Origin of the sequence: Luteitalea sp., assembly GCF_022842525.1 — a bacterium.
Lineage (GTDB): Bacteria > Acidobacteriota > Vicinamibacteria > Vicinamibacterales > Vicinamibacteraceae > Luteitalea.
Window position 1 is genome coordinate 1 of the sequence record NZ_JALHPM010000087.1, and the last position, 20,377, is coordinate 20,377.

Annotated in this window: 24 protein-coding genes; 23 read left to right on the top strand and 1 reads right to left on the bottom strand. The window is 69.1% G+C overall.

Annotated features, from left to right (window positions below; translation table 11 throughout):
* The first annotated feature begins 74 nt into the window (after positions 1–74).
* The 23 genes from tilS (at position 75) to Q0C41_RS17300 (ending at position 18,630) form a co-directional block, all read left to right on the top strand.
* Entirely contained in the window at positions 75–1,502 is a 1,428-nt protein-coding gene (gene tilS, locus Q0C41_RS17190) for a tRNA lysidine(34) synthetase TilS (RefSeq protein WP_291985632.1), read from the top strand.
* Positions 1,499–3,409 carry an ATP-dependent zinc metalloprotease FtsH gene (ftsH, locus tag Q0C41_RS17195; RefSeq protein ID WP_291985634.1) on the top strand — a complete coding sequence of 637 codons (1,911 nt, stop codon included), beginning with the start codon at positions 1,499–1,501 and terminating at the stop codon, positions 3,407–3,409. The genes tilS and ftsH overlap by 4 nt, the downstream gene beginning before the upstream one ends.
* Before the next feature lie 184 nt (positions 3,410–3,593).
* Positions 3,594–4,481, top strand: a complete 888-nt coding sequence (gene folP / locus Q0C41_RS17200; protein ID WP_291985636.1) for a dihydropteroate synthase — start codon at positions 3,594–3,596, stop codon at positions 4,479–4,481.
* Positions 4,482–4,505: 24 nt separating this feature from the next.
* Positions 4,506–5,309, top strand: a complete 804-nt coding sequence (gene cdaA / locus Q0C41_RS17205) for a diadenylate cyclase CdaA (RefSeq protein WP_291985638.1) — start codon at positions 4,506–4,508, stop codon at positions 5,307–5,309.
* A gap of 2 nt (positions 5,310–5,311) precedes the next feature.
* The gene (locus tag Q0C41_RS17210; protein WP_291985640.1) at positions 5,312–6,223 is read left to right on the top strand and encodes a CdaR family protein; all 912 of its coding nucleotides are present in this window, start codon (positions 5,312–5,314) and stop codon (positions 6,221–6,223) included.
* A 39-nt stretch (positions 6,224–6,262) separates the two neighbouring features.
* On the top strand, positions 6,263–7,600 hold the full coding sequence (gene glmM / locus Q0C41_RS17215; RefSeq protein WP_291985642.1) for a phosphoglucosamine mutase: 1,338 nt from the start codon (positions 6,263–6,265) through the stop codon (positions 7,598–7,600).
* 199 nt (positions 7,601–7,799) lie between these two features.
* Entirely contained in the window at positions 7,800–8,543 is a 744-nt protein-coding gene (locus tag Q0C41_RS17220; protein WP_291985644.1) for a pyridoxine 5'-phosphate synthase, read from the top strand.
* 105 nt (positions 8,544–8,648) lie between these two features.
* The gene (locus Q0C41_RS17225) at positions 8,649–9,326 is read left to right on the top strand and encodes a tetratricopeptide repeat protein (protein ID WP_291985646.1); all 678 of its coding nucleotides are present in this window, start codon (positions 8,649–8,651) and stop codon (positions 9,324–9,326) included.
* A gap of 5 nt (positions 9,327–9,331) precedes the next feature.
* A complete protein-coding gene (locus Q0C41_RS17230) occupies positions 9,332–9,634 on the top strand; it encodes a hypothetical protein (protein ID WP_291985648.1) in 303 nt (100 codons plus the stop codon).
* 80 nt (positions 9,635–9,714) lie between these two features.
* A complete protein-coding gene (locus tag Q0C41_RS17235; protein ID WP_291985650.1) occupies positions 9,715–10,596 on the top strand; it encodes a class II aldolase/adducin family protein in 882 nt (293 codons plus the stop codon).
* Positions 10,597–10,714: 118 nt separating this feature from the next.
* Positions 10,715–11,002, top strand: a complete 288-nt coding sequence (gene eutM, locus Q0C41_RS17240; protein WP_291985693.1) for an ethanolamine utilization microcompartment protein EutM — start codon at positions 10,715–10,717, stop codon at positions 11,000–11,002.
* Positions 10,999–11,265 carry a EutN/CcmL family microcompartment protein gene (locus Q0C41_RS17245; RefSeq protein ID WP_291985652.1) on the top strand — a complete coding sequence of 89 codons (267 nt, stop codon included), beginning with the start codon at positions 10,999–11,001 and terminating at the stop codon, positions 11,263–11,265. Before eutM ends, Q0C41_RS17245 begins: the two co-directional genes overlap by 4 nt.
* A 16-nt stretch (positions 11,266–11,281) precedes the next feature.
* Positions 11,282–11,551: a EutN/CcmL family microcompartment protein gene (locus Q0C41_RS17250; protein WP_291985654.1), complete on the top strand. Its 270-nt coding sequence runs from the start codon at positions 11,282–11,284 to the stop codon at positions 11,549–11,551.
* Position 11,552: 1 nt separating this feature from the next.
* Positions 11,553–11,834, top strand: coding sequence for a EutN/CcmL family microcompartment protein (locus Q0C41_RS17255; protein WP_291985656.1), 282 nt, complete (start codon positions 11,553–11,555; stop codon positions 11,832–11,834).
* Complete coding sequence (locus Q0C41_RS17260) at positions 11,834–12,067, top strand: hypothetical protein (RefSeq protein WP_291985658.1); 234 nt, start codon at positions 11,834–11,836, stop codon at positions 12,065–12,067. The genes Q0C41_RS17255 and Q0C41_RS17260 overlap by 1 nt, the downstream gene beginning before the upstream one ends.
* 33 nt (positions 12,068–12,100) lie before the next feature.
* On the top strand, positions 12,101–13,096 hold the full coding sequence (locus tag Q0C41_RS17265) for a D-glycerate dehydrogenase (RefSeq protein ID WP_291985659.1): 996 nt from the start codon (positions 12,101–12,103) through the stop codon (positions 13,094–13,096).
* Positions 13,097–13,234: 138 nt separating this feature from the next.
* Positions 13,235–13,948 carry an endonuclease III gene (gene nth, locus Q0C41_RS17270; RefSeq protein ID WP_291985661.1) on the top strand — a complete coding sequence of 238 codons (714 nt, stop codon included), beginning with the start codon at positions 13,235–13,237 and terminating at the stop codon, positions 13,946–13,948.
* The gene (locus tag Q0C41_RS17275) at positions 13,945–15,099 is read left to right on the top strand and encodes a sulfite oxidase (RefSeq protein ID WP_291985663.1); all 1,155 of its coding nucleotides are present in this window, start codon (positions 13,945–13,947) and stop codon (positions 15,097–15,099) included. Before nth ends, Q0C41_RS17275 begins: the two co-directional genes overlap by 4 nt.
* Before the next feature lie 113 nt (positions 15,100–15,212).
* Positions 15,213–15,686 carry an OsmC family protein gene (locus Q0C41_RS17280; protein WP_291985665.1) on the top strand — a complete coding sequence of 158 codons (474 nt, stop codon included), beginning with the start codon at positions 15,213–15,215 and terminating at the stop codon, positions 15,684–15,686.
* Position 15,687: 1 nt separating this feature from the next.
* Positions 15,688–16,425 (top strand): hypothetical protein, encoded by a 738-nt coding sequence (locus tag Q0C41_RS17285; RefSeq protein ID WP_291985667.1) that lies wholly within the window; start codon positions 15,688–15,690, stop codon positions 16,423–16,425.
* A gap of 5 nt (positions 16,426–16,430) precedes the next feature.
* The gene (locus tag Q0C41_RS17290) at positions 16,431–17,036 is read left to right on the top strand and encodes a bifunctional 2-polyprenyl-6-hydroxyphenol methylase/3-demethylubiquinol 3-O-methyltransferase UbiG (RefSeq protein WP_291985669.1); all 606 of its coding nucleotides are present in this window, start codon (positions 16,431–16,433) and stop codon (positions 17,034–17,036) included.
* Positions 17,037–17,124: 88 nt separating this feature from the next.
* Positions 17,125–17,394 carry a MoaD/ThiS family protein gene (locus Q0C41_RS17295; protein ID WP_291985671.1) on the top strand — a complete coding sequence of 90 codons (270 nt, stop codon included), beginning with the start codon at positions 17,125–17,127 and terminating at the stop codon, positions 17,392–17,394.
* Positions 17,395–17,511: 117 nt separating this feature from the next.
* On the top strand, positions 17,512–18,630 hold the full coding sequence (locus Q0C41_RS17300) for a sialidase family protein (RefSeq protein WP_291985673.1): 1,119 nt from the start codon (positions 17,512–17,514) through the stop codon (positions 18,628–18,630).
* 195 nt (positions 18,631–18,825) lie between these two features.
* Here the strand turns inward: Q0C41_RS17300 and Q0C41_RS17305 are convergent, their stop codons facing one another.
* Positions 18,826–20,358 carry an amino acid permease gene (locus tag Q0C41_RS17305; protein WP_291985675.1) on the bottom strand — a complete coding sequence of 511 codons (1,533 nt, stop codon included), beginning with the start codon at positions 20,356–20,358 and terminating at the stop codon, positions 18,826–18,828.
* Between the last annotated feature and the right edge of the window lie 19 nt (positions 20,359–20,377).

Sequence of the window (20,377 nt, forward strand, 5' to 3'; positions counted from 1 at the left end):
ATCAGCCCTCATCAGACTGTGATCAGTGCCCGCTGGTTCCATGGCCGTCCCTGTGCCATGGTCGTGACCGCGCCGTGACCCGATTTTCCACCCGCGTGTGGGCGACGATTCGTCGCCATGCCCTGCTGACCGAGGGGGATCGCATCCTCGTCGCGGTGTCTGGCGGGGCCGACTCGGTCGCCCTGCTCCACGTCCTCGCGTCGCTCGCGCCGCGCGCCCGCGCCAGGCTTGCGGGCGTGGTGCACGTCCACCACGGGCTCCGCGGGGATGAGGCCGACGCCGACGCCGCCTTCTGCGAGCACCTGGCCGGCGCCCTCGCCCTGCCGTTCGATCTGGTCCACGTGGACGTCGCCGCCGAGGCGCGCCGGCGCAAGTGGTCCCTCGAGCGCACCGGGCACGCGCTGCGACATGTGGCCTTTCGCCTCGCGGCCCGTCGTCGGCTCGCGACCCGCATCGCCGTCGGGCACACGCTGGACGACCAGGCCGAGACGGTCGTCCTGCGGTTCCTGCGCGGGGCAGGCACCCGGGGCCTCGCCGGGATGTGGCCCAGCCAGGGCCTGCTGATCCGCCCCCTCCTCGAGATGCGCCGGAGCGACGTGGAACATTACGTGGCCCAGCGGGGTCTCACATGGAGGGAGGACGCCACCAACCGCGATCTCGGGATTCCCCGCAATCGTGTGCGGCACGAGCTGTTGCCGGCACTGATGGCGGCGGCCGGGCCGTCCCTGCCCGAACGGCTGGCCCGGCAGGCCGACGCGTGGAGAGACGATGAGCGCTGGCTGGCGGCATGCGTGGCGGTGGAACTGCCGTCGGTGCTGATGCCCCACGCGGAAGGTGGGTTCCTGCTCGACCTGCCCCGCCTGGAGGCGGTGCCGCCCATGTTGCGGCGTCGCGTCCGCATGGCCGTGCTGGAGCAGATGCTGCCGAAAGGGAAGGTGTCGCTGGCCCTGGTCGACGGCCTCGAGCGACTCGAGACCGTCCGCAGCGGACGCCAGGCGCGATTGGGTCCGCTCCGGGTCTGGCGGGCGGGGTCGCAGTTGCGGTTGTCTTCTGCGGTCGAACCTGTGGATGAGTCGGTTCGGTCGCTGGTGCCCCGGCCGTTGGTGGTGCCGGGTGCGGTCGAGATTCGTGAGGCAGATGTACACATCGAGGCGTCGGTGTTTCGACGCGACGCCTGGGAGGCAGACGGTCTTCCGGCGCTCGCGGACGGCTGGTCGGTCGCCCTCGATGCCGACAGGGCAGGCAGCGTCCTGAGCATCCGCGGCAGGCTCCCGGGGGACCGGGTGCGGCCGACCGGGGCTCCGGGCAGTCAGAAGATTCAGGACCTGATGGTCAACCGCAAGATTCCGCGGGCCGACCGCGGACGAATCCCAGTGATCACGAAAGACGACGGACAGATTGTGTGGGTGGTGGGCCTCGCCGTCGGCGAGGAATTTGCAGTCAAGGCACACACGACCGCCGTGCTACTCTTGCACGCTACGCGGTCAGGAGGAAAGGCTTGAACTCGACGCTCAGGAGCCTGCTCTTCTGGATGGTGCTCGTCATCGTCGGGGTCTTGATCTGGAACTTCTCCACTACGTTCCAGGCCCGCGAAGAAGTCATCCCATTCAGTGAATTCGTACAGCAGCTCGACACGAACAAGATCGACAAGGTCACGATTACGGGGCAGGAGATCGTCGCGACCTACAAGTCGGGCGAGAAGGCGCGCACGTACGCGCCCAGCCAGTACGAAGGCCTTGGCAACAAGCTCGTCGCCAACAAGGTCGTGCTCGACGCCAAGGAAGAGACCGGCAGCCCGTGGGGGATGTTCCTCTACACCTGGGCCCCGATCCTTCTGATGATCGGCTTCTGGATCTTCTTCATGCGGCAGATGCAGAGCGGGGGCAACAAGGCCCTGTCGTTCGGCAAGAGCCGCGCGAAGCTGTCGTCCGGATCCCAGAAGAAGGTGACGTTCAAGGACGTCGCCGGCGTGGACGAGGCCAAGGAAGAGCTCCAGGAGATCATCGATTTCCTGAAGGAACCCCAGAAGTTCCAGAAGCTCGGCGGGCGCATCCCCAAGGGCGTGCTGCTCATCGGGCAGCCGGGCACGGGCAAGACCCTGCTGGCGCGCGCGGTGGCCGGTGAGGCCAACGTGCCGTTCTTCTCCATCAGCGGCTCGGACTTCGTCGAGATGTTCGTCGGCGTCGGCGCCAGCCGTGTGCGCGACCTGTTCGAGCAGGGCAAGAAGAACGCCCCCTGCATCGTCTTCATCGACGAAATCGATGCCGTCGGCCGTCACCGCGGCGCCGGTCTCGGTGGTGGGCACGACGAGCGCGAGCAGACGCTGAACCAGCTGCTCGTCGAGATGGACGGCTTCGAGAGCAACGAGGGCGTGATCCTCGTGGCGGCGACCAACCGTCCCGACGTGCTGGACCCGGCGCTGCTGCGCCCGGGCCGCTTCGACCGCCGCGTGGTGGTCGACCTGCCCGACGTGCGTGGCCGTGAGCAGATTCTCGCCGTCCACACCAAGAAGATCCCGATGGGCGACGACGTGAAGCTCAACGTCATCGCGCGCGGCACGCCGCGCTTCGCTGGGGCGGACCTCGCCAACCTCGTCAACGAATCGGCCCTCATCGCCGCCCGCCAGAACCGCAAGGTGGTGACGATGGACGACTTCGAGATGGCCAAGGACAAGGTCATCATGGGCGTGGAGCGTCGGTCGCGGATCATCAGCGACGACGAGAAGCGGCACACGGCGTTCCACGAGGCCGGTCACGCGCTCGTGGCGGCCCTGCTGCCCAATGCCGTGCCGCTGCACAAGGTCACGATCATCCCGCGCGGGATGGCGCTCGGCCTGACGTCGTTCCTGCCGCAGGGCGAGCAGGTGGACTTCTCGAAGGAAGAAGCCGAGTCGCAGATTGCGGTGGCCATGGCCGGCCGCATCGCCGACGAGATCTTCTGCCACACGAAGACCGCCGGGGCGCGCAACGACATCGAGCAGGCCACGGGCCTGGCGCGTCGGATGGTGTGCGAGTGGGGCATGAGTGCCCTCGGGCCGCTCAGCTTCGGCAAGAAGGAAGAGCAGATCTTCCTCGGCCGCGAGATTGCCCAGCATCGCGACTACTCCGAGCACACCGCCATCCGGATCGACGAGGAAGTCCAGTCGATCGTGATGACGGGCTACGACGTCGCGCGCAGCATCATCGAGAAGCACAAGGACGCGATGCAGCGCATCGCCGACGAGTTGCTCATCCGTGAAGTGCTCGACGCCGACCAGGTCCGCGCCATCATCGCGGGCAAGGCGCTCGACGCCCCGGAGCCGCTGGCCACGCCAGGCGCGCCCTCCGAGGCCACGACCGAGGAGCGGCGCCCCCGCCCGTCGATCGTGCCGGCCATGCCCATCGCGAACAAGCCGCTCGCACAGGAGTAGGACAGCACTCGCAATTTGAAATTGGACATTTGAAATTCGAGTTGCACCAGACAAAGGCGTCACCACACGGTGGCGCCTTTCGTCGTTCCGGCCCAGATGTCGGAATGTCGAGCCAGCAGCTCCGAGCGGTGACGGCGTGATCCGAGCCGCCGAGAAATTTCAAATCTACAATTTCACATTACCGATGCCCCCCACGCCCCGTCGTCACTACACGCTCTCGCTGCCAGATGGCCGAACGCTGGAACTCGGCCGGCGGACCCTGGTGATGGGGGTGCTGAACGTCACGCCTGACAGCTTCTCGGACGGCGGACGCTACGACGATCTCCCGCTGGCGGTGGACGCGGCGCTGGCCATGGTCGAGGCGGGCGCGGACCTGATCGATGTGGGCGGCGAGTCGACGCGACCCGGGGCGCCGCCGGTGGAGGCCGAGGAGGAACGCCGCCGCGTCGAGCCGGTCGTCGCGGCCCTGACCGCCAGGGTCGGGGTGCCCGTGTCCATCGACACCACCAAGGCCGTCGTGGCGCGGGCGGCCGTCGACGCCGGCGCGGTCATGATCAACGACATCAGCGGATTGCGCCGTGATGCTGCCCTCGCGCGGGTCGCCGCCGAGACGGGCGCCGCCCTGGTGCTCATGCACATGCGCGGCACGCCCGCCGAGATGTATCGCCACGCCTCCTACGCGAGCGTGGCGGCCGAGGTGGCGGCGGAACTGGGCTGGAGCGTGCGGACCGCGACCGACGCCGGCGTGACGCGCGACGCGCTCATGGTGGACCCGGGACTCGGGTTCGCCAAGCAGGCCGCGCAGAGCTGGGCGCTGCTGCGCGAGTTGGCCCACCCGGCCCTGCGGGCTCTGGACCTGCCGATGCTGGTCGGCGCCTCGCGCAAGTCGTTCCTGCAGCAGGCCATCGGGGAGTGCCCGCCAGCGCAGCGGGATGCCGCCAGCCTGGCGGCCGCGACCGTGGCGGTGTTGTCGGGCTGCCACATCGTGCGGGTCCACGACGTGGCTGGCAGTGTGCAGGCCGTGCGCGTGGCAGATATGATCAGCGCCGTAGCCCAGCCCGGCGAGTCCTGATCGCCGGCCTGTCGCCCGACTGCCATGGACGCCCTCTTCACGTGGATCAGCCGCACGCCCATCACGGCGTGGGACATCGTCGATGTCCTCGTGGTGGCGGTGATCATCTACGAGTCGCTGGTGCTCATCCGTGGCACGCGCGCCATGCAGATGGCGTTCGGGTCGGCGCTGTTGGTGGGGCTCTACTTCTTCTCGCTGGCCGCCCCGCTGCAGACGGTCAACTGGCTGATCCGCAACATGATCGGCTACGTCGTCTTCGCGGCCATCGTGCTGTTCCAGAACGACATCCGGCGGGCGCTGGCGCACTTCGGCCGGACGCCGTTCGTGCGCGCCTTCTCGCGCAGCGAGAACGACGACGAGACCATCGAGGAGGTGGTCACGGCGGCGGTGCAGTTGTCGGAGCGGCGGGTCGGCGCGCTGATCGTCATCGAGCGGCAGATCGGGTTGCGCAACTACATCGAGAGCGGCATCCCGCTCGATGCGATGGTCACCCACGATCTGCTGGTCACCCTGTTCCAGACGAGCGGACCGCTGCACGATGGGGCGGTGATCATCCAGGAGAACAAGATCGCGGCCGCGTCGTGCTTCCTGCCGTTGACGGTGAATCCCTCCGTCGGCACCGACCTCGGGACGCGGCATCGCGCCGCCATCGGGCTCACGGAAGAGAACGACGCGGTGGCGGTGGTCGTGTCCGAGGAGACCGGACGCATCTCGCTCGCCACCGAGGGACAGATTTCACGCGGGTTCACGGCCGAGACGCTGCGGGCCCGCCTCACCCAGCTGGTGCTCCAGCGCAAGCCTGGCCGCCGGACGCGGCCGCGACCCTGACCATGGCGCTGCGACCTTTTGCCAATCTGCCGCTCAAGGCGCTGTCGCTCGCCGTGGCGTCGGTGCTCTGGCTGAGCATCTCGGGGCAGAGCACCGTCGAACGCAACATCCGGGTGCCGCTCGAGTACCAGAACGTGCCGCCGGGGATGGAGATCGTCGGCGACCCGCCCGGCCAGGCCGACGTCCGGCTGCGCGGGTCGTCCGGCAACCTCGCGCGCGTGGTCCAGGGCGACGTCGTGGCGGCGCTCGACCTCACCAATGCCCGGCCGGGCACCCGCATCTTCAACCTGCAGTCGAGCGAGGTCCGCGTGCCGTTCGGCGTCCAGGTGGTGCAGGTGACGCCGCCCACCGTGTCGCTCGACTTCCAGTACGCCGGGCAGAAGGTGGTGCCGGTGTCGCCGGTGATCGAAGGCGAGCCGGAGCCCGGGTACGTGGTGGGGCAGATCACGACCTCGCCGTCGACCGTGCAGGTGCTCGGGCCGGTGGGGCACCTCGAGGCACTTCGCGAGGCGACCACGGAACCGGTGCGCGTCGATGGCGCCCGCAAGTCGGTCACCGACCGCGTGACGGTCGGCGTCGAGGACTCGACGGTCCGCCTCCGCGAACCGCAGGTGGCCCTGGTGACGGTGGAGATCGTGCCGGCCCCGGTGCAGCAGGACCTCACCGGCGTCAAGATCATCGCGGCCAACCTGGCGCGCGGGTTCACCGCGCGGATCACGCCGGCCACCGTGACGGTGCTCGTGCGCGGGACGCGCGAACGCATCGCGGGCCTGGACGCCGCGGATCTGGTGGCCGACGTCGACCTGACCGGCCTGGCGCGCGGCCAGCATGCCGTGCCCGTGCGTGTGCCCAATGCCCAGGGCGTCGCCGTCGAACGCATCGAACCGGCGACGGTGACCGTCACCATTCGCTGAGCGCCCGCTTGAGCCTTGAGCCCTAGCCCTGAGCCCCTTATGAAACTGTTCGGAACCGATGGTGTGCGCGGCGTGGCTGGTCAGCCGCCGCTCGACGAGACAACCGTGATGCGGCTCGGAGCGGCGCTCGTGCGCGTGCTGCCCCATCAGGGCCCGGTGCGGATCCTGACGGGCCGCGACACGCGCGAGTCCGGCTTCTGGATCGAGCGGGCGCTGGCCCGCGGCGTGCGCGCCGTGGGGGGTGATCTGCTGTCGGCCGGCGTGGTGCCGACGCCGGCGGTGGCCGTCATCACGCGCGCCGAGGACTTCGACGCGGGCATCGTGATCTCGGCGTCACACAATCCCTACGAGGACAACGGCATCAAGGTGTTCTCGGGGCACGGCCAGAAGTTCGACGAGGCGCTCGAGCGGCAGGTGGAAGCCCTGGTCGCCGACCCGCATTTCGTCGTCTCGAGCGACGCGTCCGCCGAGATCGAGTCGCACGAGGTCGTCGACGCCTACATCCAGCACTGCCGGGTGGCCCTGCCCTTCGTGGGCAACGTCAGCGGTCTGCGCATCGGTCTGGACTGCGCCAATGGCGCCACCACCACCGTGGCGCCGCGGCTGTTCCGTGACCTCGATCTCGACGTCCACGTCATCGGCGCCGACCCCGACGGCCGCAACATCAACCTGGGCTGCGGGTCGACGCATCTGGAGGCGCTGCAGGCCCTCGTTCGCGACAAGCAGCTGGCGCTGGGCATCGCCTTCGACGGCGACGGTGACCGCTGCCTCATGGTGGACGAGCAGGGCACCATCGTCGACGGCGACGCGATCATGTTGATCCTGGCGCTGCACCTGCAGCGGTCGGGAGGCCTGCCGAAGAACACGGTGGTCGCCACCGTGATGAGCAACCTCGGGCTCGAACGCGCCCTCGAGCGCCACGGCATCCGGCTGCTCCGGACGGCGGTGGGCGACAAGTACGTGATGGAGGAGATCCGCGAGCATGGCTACGCGCTCGGCGGCGAGCAGTCGGGCCACGTCATCGTGGCCGAGCACCTCTTCACCGGCGACGGCATCGTCACGGCGCTGAGCGTGCTGCGGGTGATGGCCGAAACCGGCAAGTCGCTGATGGATCTGGCGTCGGAGCTGGTCACGTACCCGCAGGTGCTCGTCAACATCCGCGTCGGTCGGCGCGTGCCCGTGGCCGAGGTGCCGGCCATCGCCGCGGTGATCGACAGCGTCGAGCGTCGCCTCGGCGCCGACGGTCGCCTGCTCGTGCGCTACTCCGGCACCGAGCCGCTGCTGCGCATCATGCTCGAGGGCCGCGATCAGCAGGAGATCGAGACCTGGGCCCACGAGATCGCCGACGCCGCGAAGGCAGCCCTGGGCGCGGGATAGGCTCAGGGCTCGGGGCTCAGGGCTCATCACATCAGGCTCAGGGCTCAGGGCTCATCACCTCAGGCTCAAGGCTCAAGGCGTAGGCGCCGGACTTGTCCGGCGCACCCGGCGCACCAGACGGCCGGACACGTCCGGCCGCTACATCTCTATTCGTCGAAGGCCGTCGGCCGAACGCCGATGGCCGTCCGTGAAACCGTAAATGGCCAAACTCTCTGTCAACGTCAACAAGATCGCGACCCTCCGCAACAGCCGCGGCGGGGCCATTCCCTCTGTCGTGGATGCGGCGCGGGTGTGCATCGAGGCGGGCGCGCCCGGCATCACGGTGCATCCGCGTGCCGATGCGCGGCACATCACGTTTCAGGACGTGCACGACCTGAAGAAGCTGCTCGACCCGTGGACCGCCGTCGAGTTCAACATCGAGGGCGACCCGCGGCCCGACCTGCTGAACCTCGTGGAGACGGTGCGTCCGCACCAGTGCACGCTGGTGCCGGTGCGTCCTGGCGAGATCACGAGCGAGGCCGGCTGGCCGCCCGACACCAACGAGACCGACCTGCGCGACGTGATTGCGCGGCTGCGGGGGCATGGCATCCGCGTGTCGCTGTTCGTGGATGCCGACGTGCAGGCCGTCCAGCTGGCGCATCGGGTCGGCGCGGACCGGGTGGAGCTCTACACCGAGCCGTACGCCCGCGCCTTCGCCACCTCGACGGCGCCGCTCGGCGAGACGCTGGCGCCGTTCGTCCGTGCCGCCCAGGCGGCGGTCGATCTCGGGCTCGGGGTCAATGCCGGGCACGACCTCGACCTCGAGAACCTGCCGGACTTCGTCCAGGCCATGCCGCGGCTGGACGAGGTGTCCATCGGCCACGCGCTGATCGGCTATGCGCTCTACGTCGGCCTGCGCCAGGCCACGCTCGAGTACCGCGAGGCGGCGGGGGATATCATCTAGGGACCGGGAACCGCCAACCGGGAACCGGGCACCGGGAATCGGGAATCGGGAATCGCTGGGTAGGGCCCGCTCTCCGAGCGGGCCGTCACCGCTGCTGCAACGTCCATGAAATCAGAATCGATCGTCGTCGGAATCGCGGGGGCCCTGTTCGGCCTGCTGTGCGGATGGATGCTGGGGGCCCAACAGGTCGCTCCGGTGCAGGGGCCTGCGGCGCCGGTCGCGGCCAGTGCGCCCGCGGCGGCTGGCGGGGCTGCGCAGGCGCAGGGGGCGTCGACGCCCCCGCCCATCGACCTGGCGGCGGCCCAGGCGCTCGAGAAGGCGGCGGCCGAGAAGCCGGGTGACGCCGATGTGCGGACGCAGCTGGCCAATCTGTACTTCGATGCCGAGAAGTACACCGAGGCGGCGAAGTGGTACGAGGCCTCGCTGAAGATCGCGCCGTCGAATGCCAACGTGAGCACCGACCTCGCGGTCAGCTACTACTACACGAACCAGGTGGACAAGGCGCTCGCCCAGTTCGCCACCTCGCTCGAGATCGACCCAAAGCACAGCAAGACCTGGCTGAACCTCGGCATCGTGCGCGCCTTCGGCAAGCAGGATCTCGAGGGCGCGGGCCAGGCGTGGAACCAGGTCGTGGCCCTCGCGCCGGCGGATTCGCCGGAAGCGCGGGCGGCCAAACAGGCCCTCGATGGCCTGAAGTCCGCGCATCCCGAGGTCACGCCGGGCGGTGCGCCCGCCACGGGTGGCGCGGCGCCGGCACCCGCGGCGCCCAAGCAGGGGGCCTGACGACCGTGCTCGGCTGGCTCCTGCGGCTCCTGCTGCTGTTCCTGGTGGTGCGGGCGCTGATGCTGATCGTCGGCGGGCTGTTCCGCGGCCTGATGGGCGCGGCGCGGGTGCCAGGCGAGCCGAGCGAGCGGACCGGGGGGCAGGGCGGGGTCGCCCGCTCCAACGGCACGCTGGTGCAGGACCCCGTGTGCGGCACCTACGTGCTGCAGGACCGGGCGCTGACGATGAAGACGAGCGAGGGCACCGCGTTCTTCTGTTCAGAGCGCTGCCGATCCGCCTATGATGCGCAGGCGGCCCGGCCGCACTGACCCCGGTCGTGGGTAGGGCCCGCTCTCCGAGCGGGCCGAGACGGCCGGGTCGGAGACCCGGCCCTACCCTGTACTGACCCATGCTTCCCCGCGAAGAAGAGCTCCGCGCCCTCATCTGTGAAGTCGGCCGGCGTGTCTACGCCCGCGGGTACGTCGCGTCCAACGACGGCAACATCAGCGTCAGGCTCGACGACCATCACCTGCTCGCCACGCCCAAGAGCGTGTCCAAGGGCTTCATGACCCCGGACATGATGGTCGTGACCGACATGCAGGGGCGGAAGGTGTCGGGCCATCGCGATGCGTCCACCGAGCTGAAGATGCACCTGGCCGTCTACGAGATGCGGCCGGACGTGCGGGCCGTGGTCCATGCCCACCCGCCGCTGTCGACCGGGTTCGCGGTCGCGGGGGTGCCCCTCAACAAGTCGTCGCTGGCCGAGATCATCTTCTCGCTGGGCAGCGTGCCCATCGCCGAGTACGCCACACCGTCCACCCAGGAACTGCCCGACGCGGTGAAGAAGTACATCACCGCCCACGATGGCCTGCTGCTGGCCAACCACGGCGCGCTGACCGCCGGGCAGGACCTGATGAACGCGTACTACAAGATGGAGACCATGGAGCACTTCGCGCAGATCACGCTGGTCGCGCGACAGCTCGGTGGCGAGAACCTCATCTCGCGGCAGGAAGTGGACCGGCTCCAGGGCCTGCGCGACTTCTACGGCATCAAGTCGCCGGCCCCGATCTGCACCAATCCGGCGCTGGCCGGCAGCGACGGGGCCACGTGCCAGTTCGTCGATGCGCCCTCGTCGGACGGGCCGCGGATCGTGCCCCCGGCCGGGCCAGGCCCGGGACCAGCCCCGGGAGCAGGCCCGGGCGGCGGCGATGGCGGGGAAATTCGGCTAACATACCGCGAGCTTGCGGCCCTCATCGCCGACGCGGTACGCCAGGTGACGCGCGATGTGTGAGAGCGCGCCGCTGTGAGGCGTCGCCGCCGGCACCGTCCGGCGGCCTGTTCGATCCACGATGTCCAGACCCGCGCGGGCAGGCCGCGCAAGCGGGCGCCAGGCGCCAGGTGATGCGTATATGGGTGAAGCACTCGGAATGATCGAAACCAAGGGCCTCGTCGCGATGATCGAGGCTGCCGACGCGATGGTGAAGGCCGCCAAGGTCACGCTCGTCGGCTGGGAAAAGATTGGTGCCGGTTACGTCACGGCGATCGTGCGTGGCGACGTCGCGGCGGTCAAGGCCGCCACCGATGCCGGCGCCGCGGCCGCCCGCCGCGTCGGCGAGCTCGTGTCGGTGCACGTCATCCCGCGCCCGCACAGCAACCTCGAAGACGTGCTGCCGATCGGCAAGGCGTCGAGCAAGTGATCCTCGGCAGGGTCGTCGGCACCGTGGTGGCGACCCGCAAGGACGACCGACTGCTCAGCGCCAAGCTGCTCGTCGTGCGTCCGGTGTCCCCCGACGGTCAGCTCGAAGGCACGCCACTCGTCGCCGTGGACACGGTGGACGCCGGCACCGGTGAGACGGTGCTGGTCGTCTCCGGCAGCTCCGCGCGCATGGCCGAAGGTCTGGGCCAGGCGCCCGTCGACGCGGCCATCGTGGGCATCGTCGACACCGTCACGATGGCCTGAACGCGAGCGTTTTCCCATGCACCTCGCCCGTGTCGTCGGCACCGTCGTCTGCACCCACAAGGACGCGCGGTTGTCAGGCGTCAAGTTGCTGATGATCCAGCCCGTCGCCCGCGACGGCAGCGACGTCGGGCGCGCGCTCGTGGCTACCGACGCGGCAGGCGCCGGCGTCGGCGAGCAGGTGTTCTTCGTGCGCGGTCGCGAGGCGGCGTTCCCCTTCCATCCGGTCGACGTCCCCACCGACGCCAGCATCGTCGGCATCGTGGACTCGACCGACGTGGTCGCCTGACATGCAGGTCGGCACCGTCGTCGGCACCGTGGTCGCCACGCAGAAGCACCCCAAGCTGCACGGCGCCAAACTGCTGCTCGTGCAGCCCGAACTGCCCGATGGCACCGCCCGGGGCACGGTCGTGCTCGCGGTGGACAGCGTCGGCGCCGGCGTCGGCGAACGCGTGCTGTTCGTCATCGAAGGCAAGGCCGCCGGTGATGCGCTCGGCCGCAAGGGGGCGCCCGTCGACGCCGCCATCATCGGCATCGTCGATGCCCTCGAGAAGACCGAGGAGGTGTGGTGATGCACGACGACGACCTGCGTGCGCTGATTCGCGACGCCATCGCCCGTCATCTAAGCAGCGATGGGAGGGATGGGTCGGGGCCTGCCAGCCGAAGCCTTGGCGAAGGCTACAAGTCCCACCTGTCGCACGGCCGCTTCGTGTTCCTGGCGCCGACCGATCCTGACGCCCCGTGCGTCGTCGAGCCGCAGGTGCGGTGCCACCACTGCGGCTTCTGCCAGTCGTACGGCCACTGACCGCTGTTCGGCCCGAACAGCCCCCCGAACGCCATGACCACTCCTGCCCGCCCGCGTGTCTTCGTCTCGCGCCGACTCTTCCCGGAGACGCTCGCGCTCATCAGCCAGCACGCCGAGATGGACGTGTTCGACGGCACGGGCAGCCCGTCGCCCGAGGAACTGCTGGCGCGCACGAGGGGCTGCGCCGGCCTGGTGGCGCAGGGCACCGACAAGGTCGATGGCGCTTTCCTCGATCAGCTGCCCGACCTGCGGGTGGTGTGCAACGTCGCCGTCGGCTACAACAACATCGACGTCGCGGCGGCGCGCGCGCGCAAGGTGGTGGTGACCAACACGCCGGACGTGCTCAACGAAGCGTGTGCCGCGCTGACCTGGGGATTGATCCTCGGCGTCACCCGCCGCCTCGGTGAGGGCGAGCGCATCCTGCGCGCCGGGCAGTGGAAGGGCTTCCAGCTCGATTTCCTGCTCGGCATGGACCTGGTCGGCAAGACGCTCGGCGTGATCGGCATGGGCCGCATCGGCCAGTCCGTGGCGGCCAAGGCGGCCGCGTTCGGCATGCGGACGGTCTACATGAAGTCGCCGCGCCGGCAGGACGAGCAGATTCTCGGCCCAGACGGCGTGCCCTACGAGGGGTTGTCGTTCGAGGAGGTCCTGACGCGCTCGGACATCGTCACCCTGCACGTGCCGCTGTCATCGGAGACGCATCACCTCATCAACCGCACCAGCATCCGGTTGATGAAGCCGACGGCGTACCTGGTGAACATGGCGCGCGGACCTGTCGTCGAGGAAGCGTCGGTCGTGTCGGCCCTCGACAACGGCTGGATCGCCGGCGCCGCGCTCGACGTCTACGAGCTCGAGCCCGTGGTGCACCCGGGCCTGCTGAAGTTCGACAATGCCTTCCTCATTCCGCATCTCGGCAGCGCCACGCGCGAGACCCGGACGGCGATGTGCAACCTCGCCGCGAGGAATCTCGTCGAGGTGCTCGAGGGGCGGGCGCCGGTGACGCCGATTCCGGGAAGCCACATTCCTTGAAACACGCCAATGCCGAGATGCCGCGATGCCGCATGCGGACATGCGGAAGGGCAGAAGGATGAAGGGGTTGTAGCCGCCGGACTTGTCCGGCGTTCACCGTGGGATCGCGAGGACCGACGTCGAGCGTCGAACGAACGCATGTTGAAGAAGACCAGGAGTGCCGTCGCGGTCCCGACGCTCCGTCCGCCGTTGCCGGTGGCGCCGACGCTGAAGCGGCTGGGCGTGGCGATCAGGTCGATGGAGCTGCCGGCCATCGAGAAGATCGCCGAGGAACTGATGGGCGACGCCTTCCAGGTGCTGATCTCGACGATGCTGTCGGCGCAGACGAAGGACCCGGTGACCCTTGCGGCGTCGTTGCGGCTGTTTGCCGTGGCCGCCGATCCGGCCGCGCTTGCCCGGCTGCCACTCGCGCGCATCGAGACGCTGATTTACCCCGTCAGCTTCTACCGCAACAAGGCCGTCCACCTGAAGGAGACGGCGCGGATCCTCGTGAAGGACTTCGGCGGCCAGGTGCCGACGACGATGGAGGCGCTGCTGACGTTGCCGGGAGTGGGTCGCAAGACGGCCAACCTGACGCTCATCGTCGCGTGCCGCAGCCAGGACAACATCTGCGTGGACACGCACGTGCATCGCATCGCCAACCGCTTCGGGTGGGTGCGCACGCGCACGCCGGAGCAGACCGAACGCGCCCTCTACGAGGTCGCACCCCGCCGCTGGTGGGCCACCATCAACCTGCACCTCGTCACGTGGGGCCAACACGTCTGCAAGCCCGTGTTTCCCCAGTGTGGACGGTGCATTCTCAACGGCACGTGCCCCAAACTCGGGGTCGTGCGCGAGGGCCGCGTCGCATGACCCAGCACCGCCGGACGTTTCTGAAGATCGGATCGATGGCCGCCACCCTGACGGCCCTGCCCGCGCGTGCCTCCCACGCCTTCGCGCAGGCCGCCATGCAGGGCAAGCGGATCGTCCGTCAGGCCGCCCCCGAGAATCTCGAGAGCGATTTCGGTGCGCTGACCGAGTTCCTCACGCCGACCGACCAGCACTACGTGCGCAGCCACTTCGCCGTGCCGGCGGTGGACCCGGCCACGTGGACGCTGCAGGTCAAGGGCGCGGTCGGGCAGCCGCTCACGCTCACGCTCGACCAGCTCCGCGCGCTGCCGAAGATCTCGAAGGTCGTGACGCTCGAGTGCGCGGGCAACGGCCGTCAGTACCTGACGCCGCAGGTGCCGGGCGTGCAGTGGGAGCGAGGCGCCGTCAGCACCGCGGAGTGGACGGGCGTGCGCGTCGCCGACCTGCTCGCGAAGGCCGGTGTCGCGACCGATGCCACCCGCCTCGTCTTCGAGGGTGTGGACAAGGGCGAGGTCAAGAACTCACCGTTCCCCTCCGGCGCGATTCCCTTCCACCGCAGCATCTCGATCGCCGAGGCGAAGGCGCGCGAGGTGTTCGTGGCCTGGGCGATCAACGGCCAGCCGTTGCCAGCGGCGCACGGTGCGCCCGTCCGGCTGATCGTGCCGGGCTGCTACGGCATGGCGTCGGTCAAGTGGCTGTCGACGATTGACGCCATCAAGGGCGAGTCCGGCAGCTATTGGGAAACGACCGATTACGCGTACTGGGATCGCTCGACCGGACATCCGCTGCGTCGTCCGCTGATGGGCATGCAGGTGAAGTCGCACATCGCCCGGCCGGCGGCCAACGGGCAGGTGACGCGCGGGACCACCGTCGACATCGTCGGCGCCGCGTGGAGCGACGGCACGGTGACGCGCGTCGAGGTCAGCACCGATGGTGGTGCGAGCTGGCGTGATGCCGAGTTCATGGATCCCGAGAGTGCCGTCACGTGGCGCCGCTGGCGCCTGCGCTGGCAGGTGCCGGCCACGGGCACCGAGGCCGTGCTGATGTCGCGGGCCACCGACGTCAAGGGGCGGACGCAGCCCATGACGCGCAGCGCCGACTACGGCACCTACGTCATCCACCACGTCATCCCCGTGCCTGTGAAACTCCTGTAGCCGTCGACCTTCAGGTCGACGGTCAGTGATCCCCGGTAGATCGGAAGCCCCCCATGGTAGCCGTCGACCTTCAGGTCGACGGTCAGTGATCCCCGGCAGATCGGAAGCCACCCATGGCCACACACACCGTCACCGTCTCGTGGGACCGCTTCGACGCGGCGTTCACCGACAACCGGTACAGTCGTGCCCACCGGTGGATGTTCGACGGCGGCGCGACGATCCCCGCGTCGTCATCGCCACACGTGGTCGCCGTCCCGATGTCCGATCCGATGGGCGTCGATCCCGAGGAAGCGTTCGTGGCGTCGCTCTCGAGCTGCCACATGCTGTGGTTCCTCTCGATTGCCGCGCGGCACGGCTATGTGATCGATCGCTACGAGGATCAGGCGGTCGGCACGATGGCGCGCAACGACGCCGGACGTCTGGCCATCACGCGCGTGGTGTTGCGTCCCGAGGTGGCGTTCGGCGGCGAGCGACAGCCCACGGCCGAGCAGATGCAGGCGCTGCACGACGAGGCGCATCACGAGTGCTACATCGCCAACTCGGTACGCACCGAGGTCGTGGTGGAGCCGAAGGACAGCGGCGACTAGCGTGACGCGCACCATCCTCAGCCTGGCGCTGCTGGCGCTGGTCGTCTCGCCGAGCATCGCGCAGAACCCGCTCCAGACCCCGGGGGGAGATCGCAAGGGGTACGTCATCGGCCTTCTCGCGGTGCCGGAGCTGCTGCCCGGAGACTGCGAGCCGTTCGCGCCCGCCACCCTGCCGATCTTCGCGGTCCCTGGCGGGGCGCCCATCGGAGAACTGCGGGGGGAGGGGCGTCCGCCCGCGGTCACAGTGTGCGAGTTCCCGGAGGTGCGCGCCGTGATCGGCGGCGCCCCCTTCGACGTCGCCACCGCGGAGCATGGCTACGAAGAGCCGTCGCTCATCGTCACGGCCACCAGGGGCGGCTGGTATCAGGTGGCCACGGGCGGTCGACCCGCGCTGGTGTGGGTGAAGCCGACGGCACGCAGTGTCTATCGACCGCTCGCCGAGCTCTTCACGGACAGCCTGACCTACCTCGGGCCGGCATGGGACCGCCGGCTGTACACGCGTCCCGGCGGCGCCTTCAGCGTGCTGGCCCCCCCGCCCGGGGCCGGCGAGCTCTTCGAGCCGAGTGTCGACGTCGGCGAGGTGACACAGGTCCGGGGGGTCTACTGGGCGCGTGTCACGATGGTCACGAGCCCGTGTACGCCAGACGAACCGGCGGCACAGGGCAGCGGCTGGGTGCGGGTGCACGGCCCTGAGGCGCCCGCGCGACCCATCCTCTGGTTCCATTCACGCGGGTGCTGACGACCATGGATTTGCAGGCGCAGTTCGGCAACATCGACATCTACCTGTTCGACCAGTTGCTCCGTGGTCGCATCGCACCGGGCATGCGCGTGCTCGATGCCGGCTGCGGTGGTGGGCGCAATCTCGTCTACCTGCTGCGCGAGGGCTTCGACGTGCACGCCGTGGACGAGGACCCGCACGCCGTGATGGCCGTCCGCGAGATGGCCGCCGTGCTCGCCCCGTCGCTGTCACCCGATCGGATTCGCGTCGATGCCGTCGAGCAGCTGCACCTGCCCGACGCCACGTTCGACGTCGTCATCAGCAACGCCGTCCTGCACTTCGCGCGCGACGATGCGCATTTCGAGGCGATGGTGCGGGAGATGTGGCGCGTGCTGAAGCCGGGCGGCCTGCTCTTCGCCCGACTGGTGTCCAGCATCGGCATGGCCGACGAGGCCCTCGAGCACGTCTCGGGGCGTCACTTCGTGCTGCCAGACGGCACCACGCGCTACGTGGTCGACGAGCCGCAGTTGATGGCGCTCACCGACGCCCTGCGCGGCCAGCTGCTCGATCCGTTGAAGACCACGGTCGTCCAGCACCAGCGCTGCATGACGACGTGGGTGGTGGGGAAGTAGCGCGCTGATGTCAGATGACTGGTCACTGCCAAGGCGGCACGGTCGAGTCCCGATTGGCGGCGACCTGTGCTAGGTTCCCCAACCAGCCATGCCTCTCGTGCGATTCACTCCGAGCCTGCAGCGCCATGTCTCGACGCCGGATGTCCATGTGGACGGGCAGACGGTCCGGGACGCGCTGTCGCAGATCTTTCTCGCGACGCCGACGTTGAAGTCGTATCTCGTGGATGAACAGGGCGCGCTCCGCAAGCACGTCACGGTGTTCGTCGACGGGACCCCCGTGCGCGACCGGACGACCCTCAGCGACGCGTTGCAGCCCGACAGCGACATCGACGTCATGCAGGCGCTCTCGGGCGGATAGCGCTGTCAGAGTGGCTCGGGGCGTCGCGTCCCACGGCAGTCCGCGCGTCCCGATGATTTTCGGGGCGCTCGCCAGTCCAACTGCTGATCCGCGTTTCGCGCCAGGAGGGACTCCGCCATGCCCGACACACTGCTCGTCTCGACCCGCAAGGGACTGTTCACCTACGACCGCACGGGCGACAGCCTGGCGCTCACGGACTCGGCCTTCCTCGGCGACCCGGTGACCATCGCGCTGTGCGATCCGCGCGACGGCACCACCTACGCCGGCCTGAATCTCGGCCACTTCGGCTGCAAGTTGCATCGTCGCGATCCCGGCGGGGCGTGGCGCGAGGTGGCCGCGCCCGCGTACCCCGAGAAGCCTGCTGATGCGCCGGTCGTGCGCGACCCGATGCGTGGGGAGGAAGTGCCGTGGAAGGTGCAGCAACTTTGGGCCCTCGCGCCCGACCACTCGCGGCCCGGAGGGCTCTGGTGCGGCACGATTCCGGGCGGGCTCTTCCATTCGAGCGATCGCGGTGAGACGTGGACGCTGAACATGCCGCTCTGGAATCTGCCGGAGCGCGCCCAGTGGGGTGGTGGCGGCTACGACTGGCCCGGCATCCACAGCGTCGTGACGCATCCGTCGCATCCTGAGCGCGTGATGGTCGCCATCTCCACGGGAGGCGCCTGGCGCAGTGACGATGGTGGGGAGACGTGGCGCGTGTCGAGTCAGGGCATGCGGGCCGAGTACATGCCGCCAGGGCAGGAGTACGACCCCATCGTGCAGGACGCGCACCTGATGATGGCGTGCCCCGCGCAGCCCGACGCGCTGTGGGTGCAGCACCACAACGGGATCTTCCGTTCAGTGAATGGGGGCGCGGAGTGGACCGAGGTCACGACGGCACAGCCGTCGGCCTTCGGCTTCGCGGTGGCCGTGCACCCGGCGAATCCCGAGGTGGCCTGGTTCGCGCCGGCGATCAAGGACGAGCGGCGCATTCCGGTGGACGGCCGGGTCGTCGTGTCGCGCACCCGCGACGGCGGGCGAACCTTCGACGTGCTCACCGAGGGCCTGCCCCAGGCGCACGCGTATCACCTCATCTACCGCCACTGCCTCGTCGTGAGCGAGGACGCGGCCCACCCGCACCTCGCGATGGGCAGCACGACGGGATCGCTGTGGACCAGTGCGAACGAGGGAGAGCGGTGGACGCGCATCAGCGCCGACCTGCCGCCCATCTACGCCCTCAGCTGGGCGAAGGGGTAGGGCGACCGGGACCAAGGGACGAGGGACACGGGGACAAGTCACAAGGGGGCCAAGGGACGAGCGGCAAGGACGCAAGGGACAAGGGGGCAAGGCGAACCTCATTCCGTCCCGCCTCTCGTTGCGTGTCCCTCCCGTTTCTTGTCCCTTGTCCCGTGTATCCCTTGTGACGTGCGTACTCGTCCCTTGTCCCTTGCTCTAGCGCTGCTCCTGCTGTGCGCGCAGCTTGCTGTGCCGGTAGCCGTAGGCGAAGTAGACCACCAGACCGAGGGCCATCCAGATGAAGAAGCGCTCCCACGTCTGCCAGGGCAGCTTGAACATCAGGTAGCCGCACGACCCGATGGCCAGCAGCGGCACGGCCGGCACCAGCGGGGTGCGGAACGGCCGGTGCGCATGGGGGTTGGTGCGGCGCAGGATGAGGATGCCCACCGCCACCAGCACGAAAGCGAACAGTGTGCCGATGTTGGTCAGCTCGACGATCTCGTCGATGTTGGCCAGGCCCGCGAGCAGGCCGACGAACACCCCCGTCAGGATTGTGGTGACGTGCGGCGTCTGGTACTTCGGGTGGACCTTCGCGGCCCACTGCGGCAGCAGGCCGTCGCGCGCCATCGAGAAGAAGATGCGCGGCTGGCCCATCTGGAAGACGATCAGCACCGACGTCGTGGCGAACACGGCGCCGAGCGAGATGATCCCCGACACCCAGTGCAGGCCGCGCGCCGAGAAGGCGGTGGCCAGCGGCTCGGCGGTGCCGAGCTGCGTCCACGGCGTCAGCCCCGTGAGGACGATGGCGACGGCCATGTAGATCACGGTGCAGATCACCAGGCTGCCGATCATGCCGATGGGCATGTTGCGCTGCGGGTCCTTGGTCTCCTCCGCGGCCGTGGACACGGCATCGAAGCCGATGTACGCGAAGAAGATGATCGCCGCGGCGCTGCTGATGCCGGCAAAGCCGTTGGGCGCAAACGGCGTCCAGTTGTCCGGCGTGACGTAGAAGGCGCCAACGCCGAGGAAGAACGCGATGATCACGAGCTTGAGCACGACCATCGCCGTGTTGAAGCCGGCGCTCTCGCGCACGCCGCGCACCAGCACCCAGGTGATGCCCATCACCGACAGGAACGCCGGCAGGTTGAACAGCAGGGGCACGCCGAAGACGTGCGGCGCATTCAGCACGGCCTGGGCGTTGCGGATGACGCTGGGCGCCAGATCGGCGGTGGCGCCGCCCGCGGCCTGATACTCGGCCAGCGCACGATAGGCCGTCCGGTAGTCGATGCCGAGCCACAGCGGCCACGTCACGCCGAAGCCGCGCAACAGCTCCTGGAAGTAGCCCGACCACGAGATCGCCACCGCCACGTTGCCAATCGCGTACTCGATGATCAGGTCCCAGCCGATGATCCAGGCCACCAGTTCGCCGAGCGTCGCGTACGAGTAGGTGTAGGCCGACCCGGCAATCGGCACCATCGACGCGAACTCCGCATAGCAGAGCGCGGCGAAGCCGCACGCGAGCGCCGTCAGCATGAACGAGATCACCAGCGCCGGACCGGCACCGAGGTGATTGGCGCCGCCGGCCGCCGCGCTGCCGACCGTGGAGAAGATGCCGGCGCCGATGATGGCGCCGATGCCCAGCGAGATCAGCTGCACCGGCCCGAGCGACCGCTCCAGACGGGGCCCCCCGTGGTGGTCGGCATCACTCGTGAGCTGGGACAGCGGCTTGACCGCAAACAGCTGGGACACGCAGGGATCTCCTCGAGAA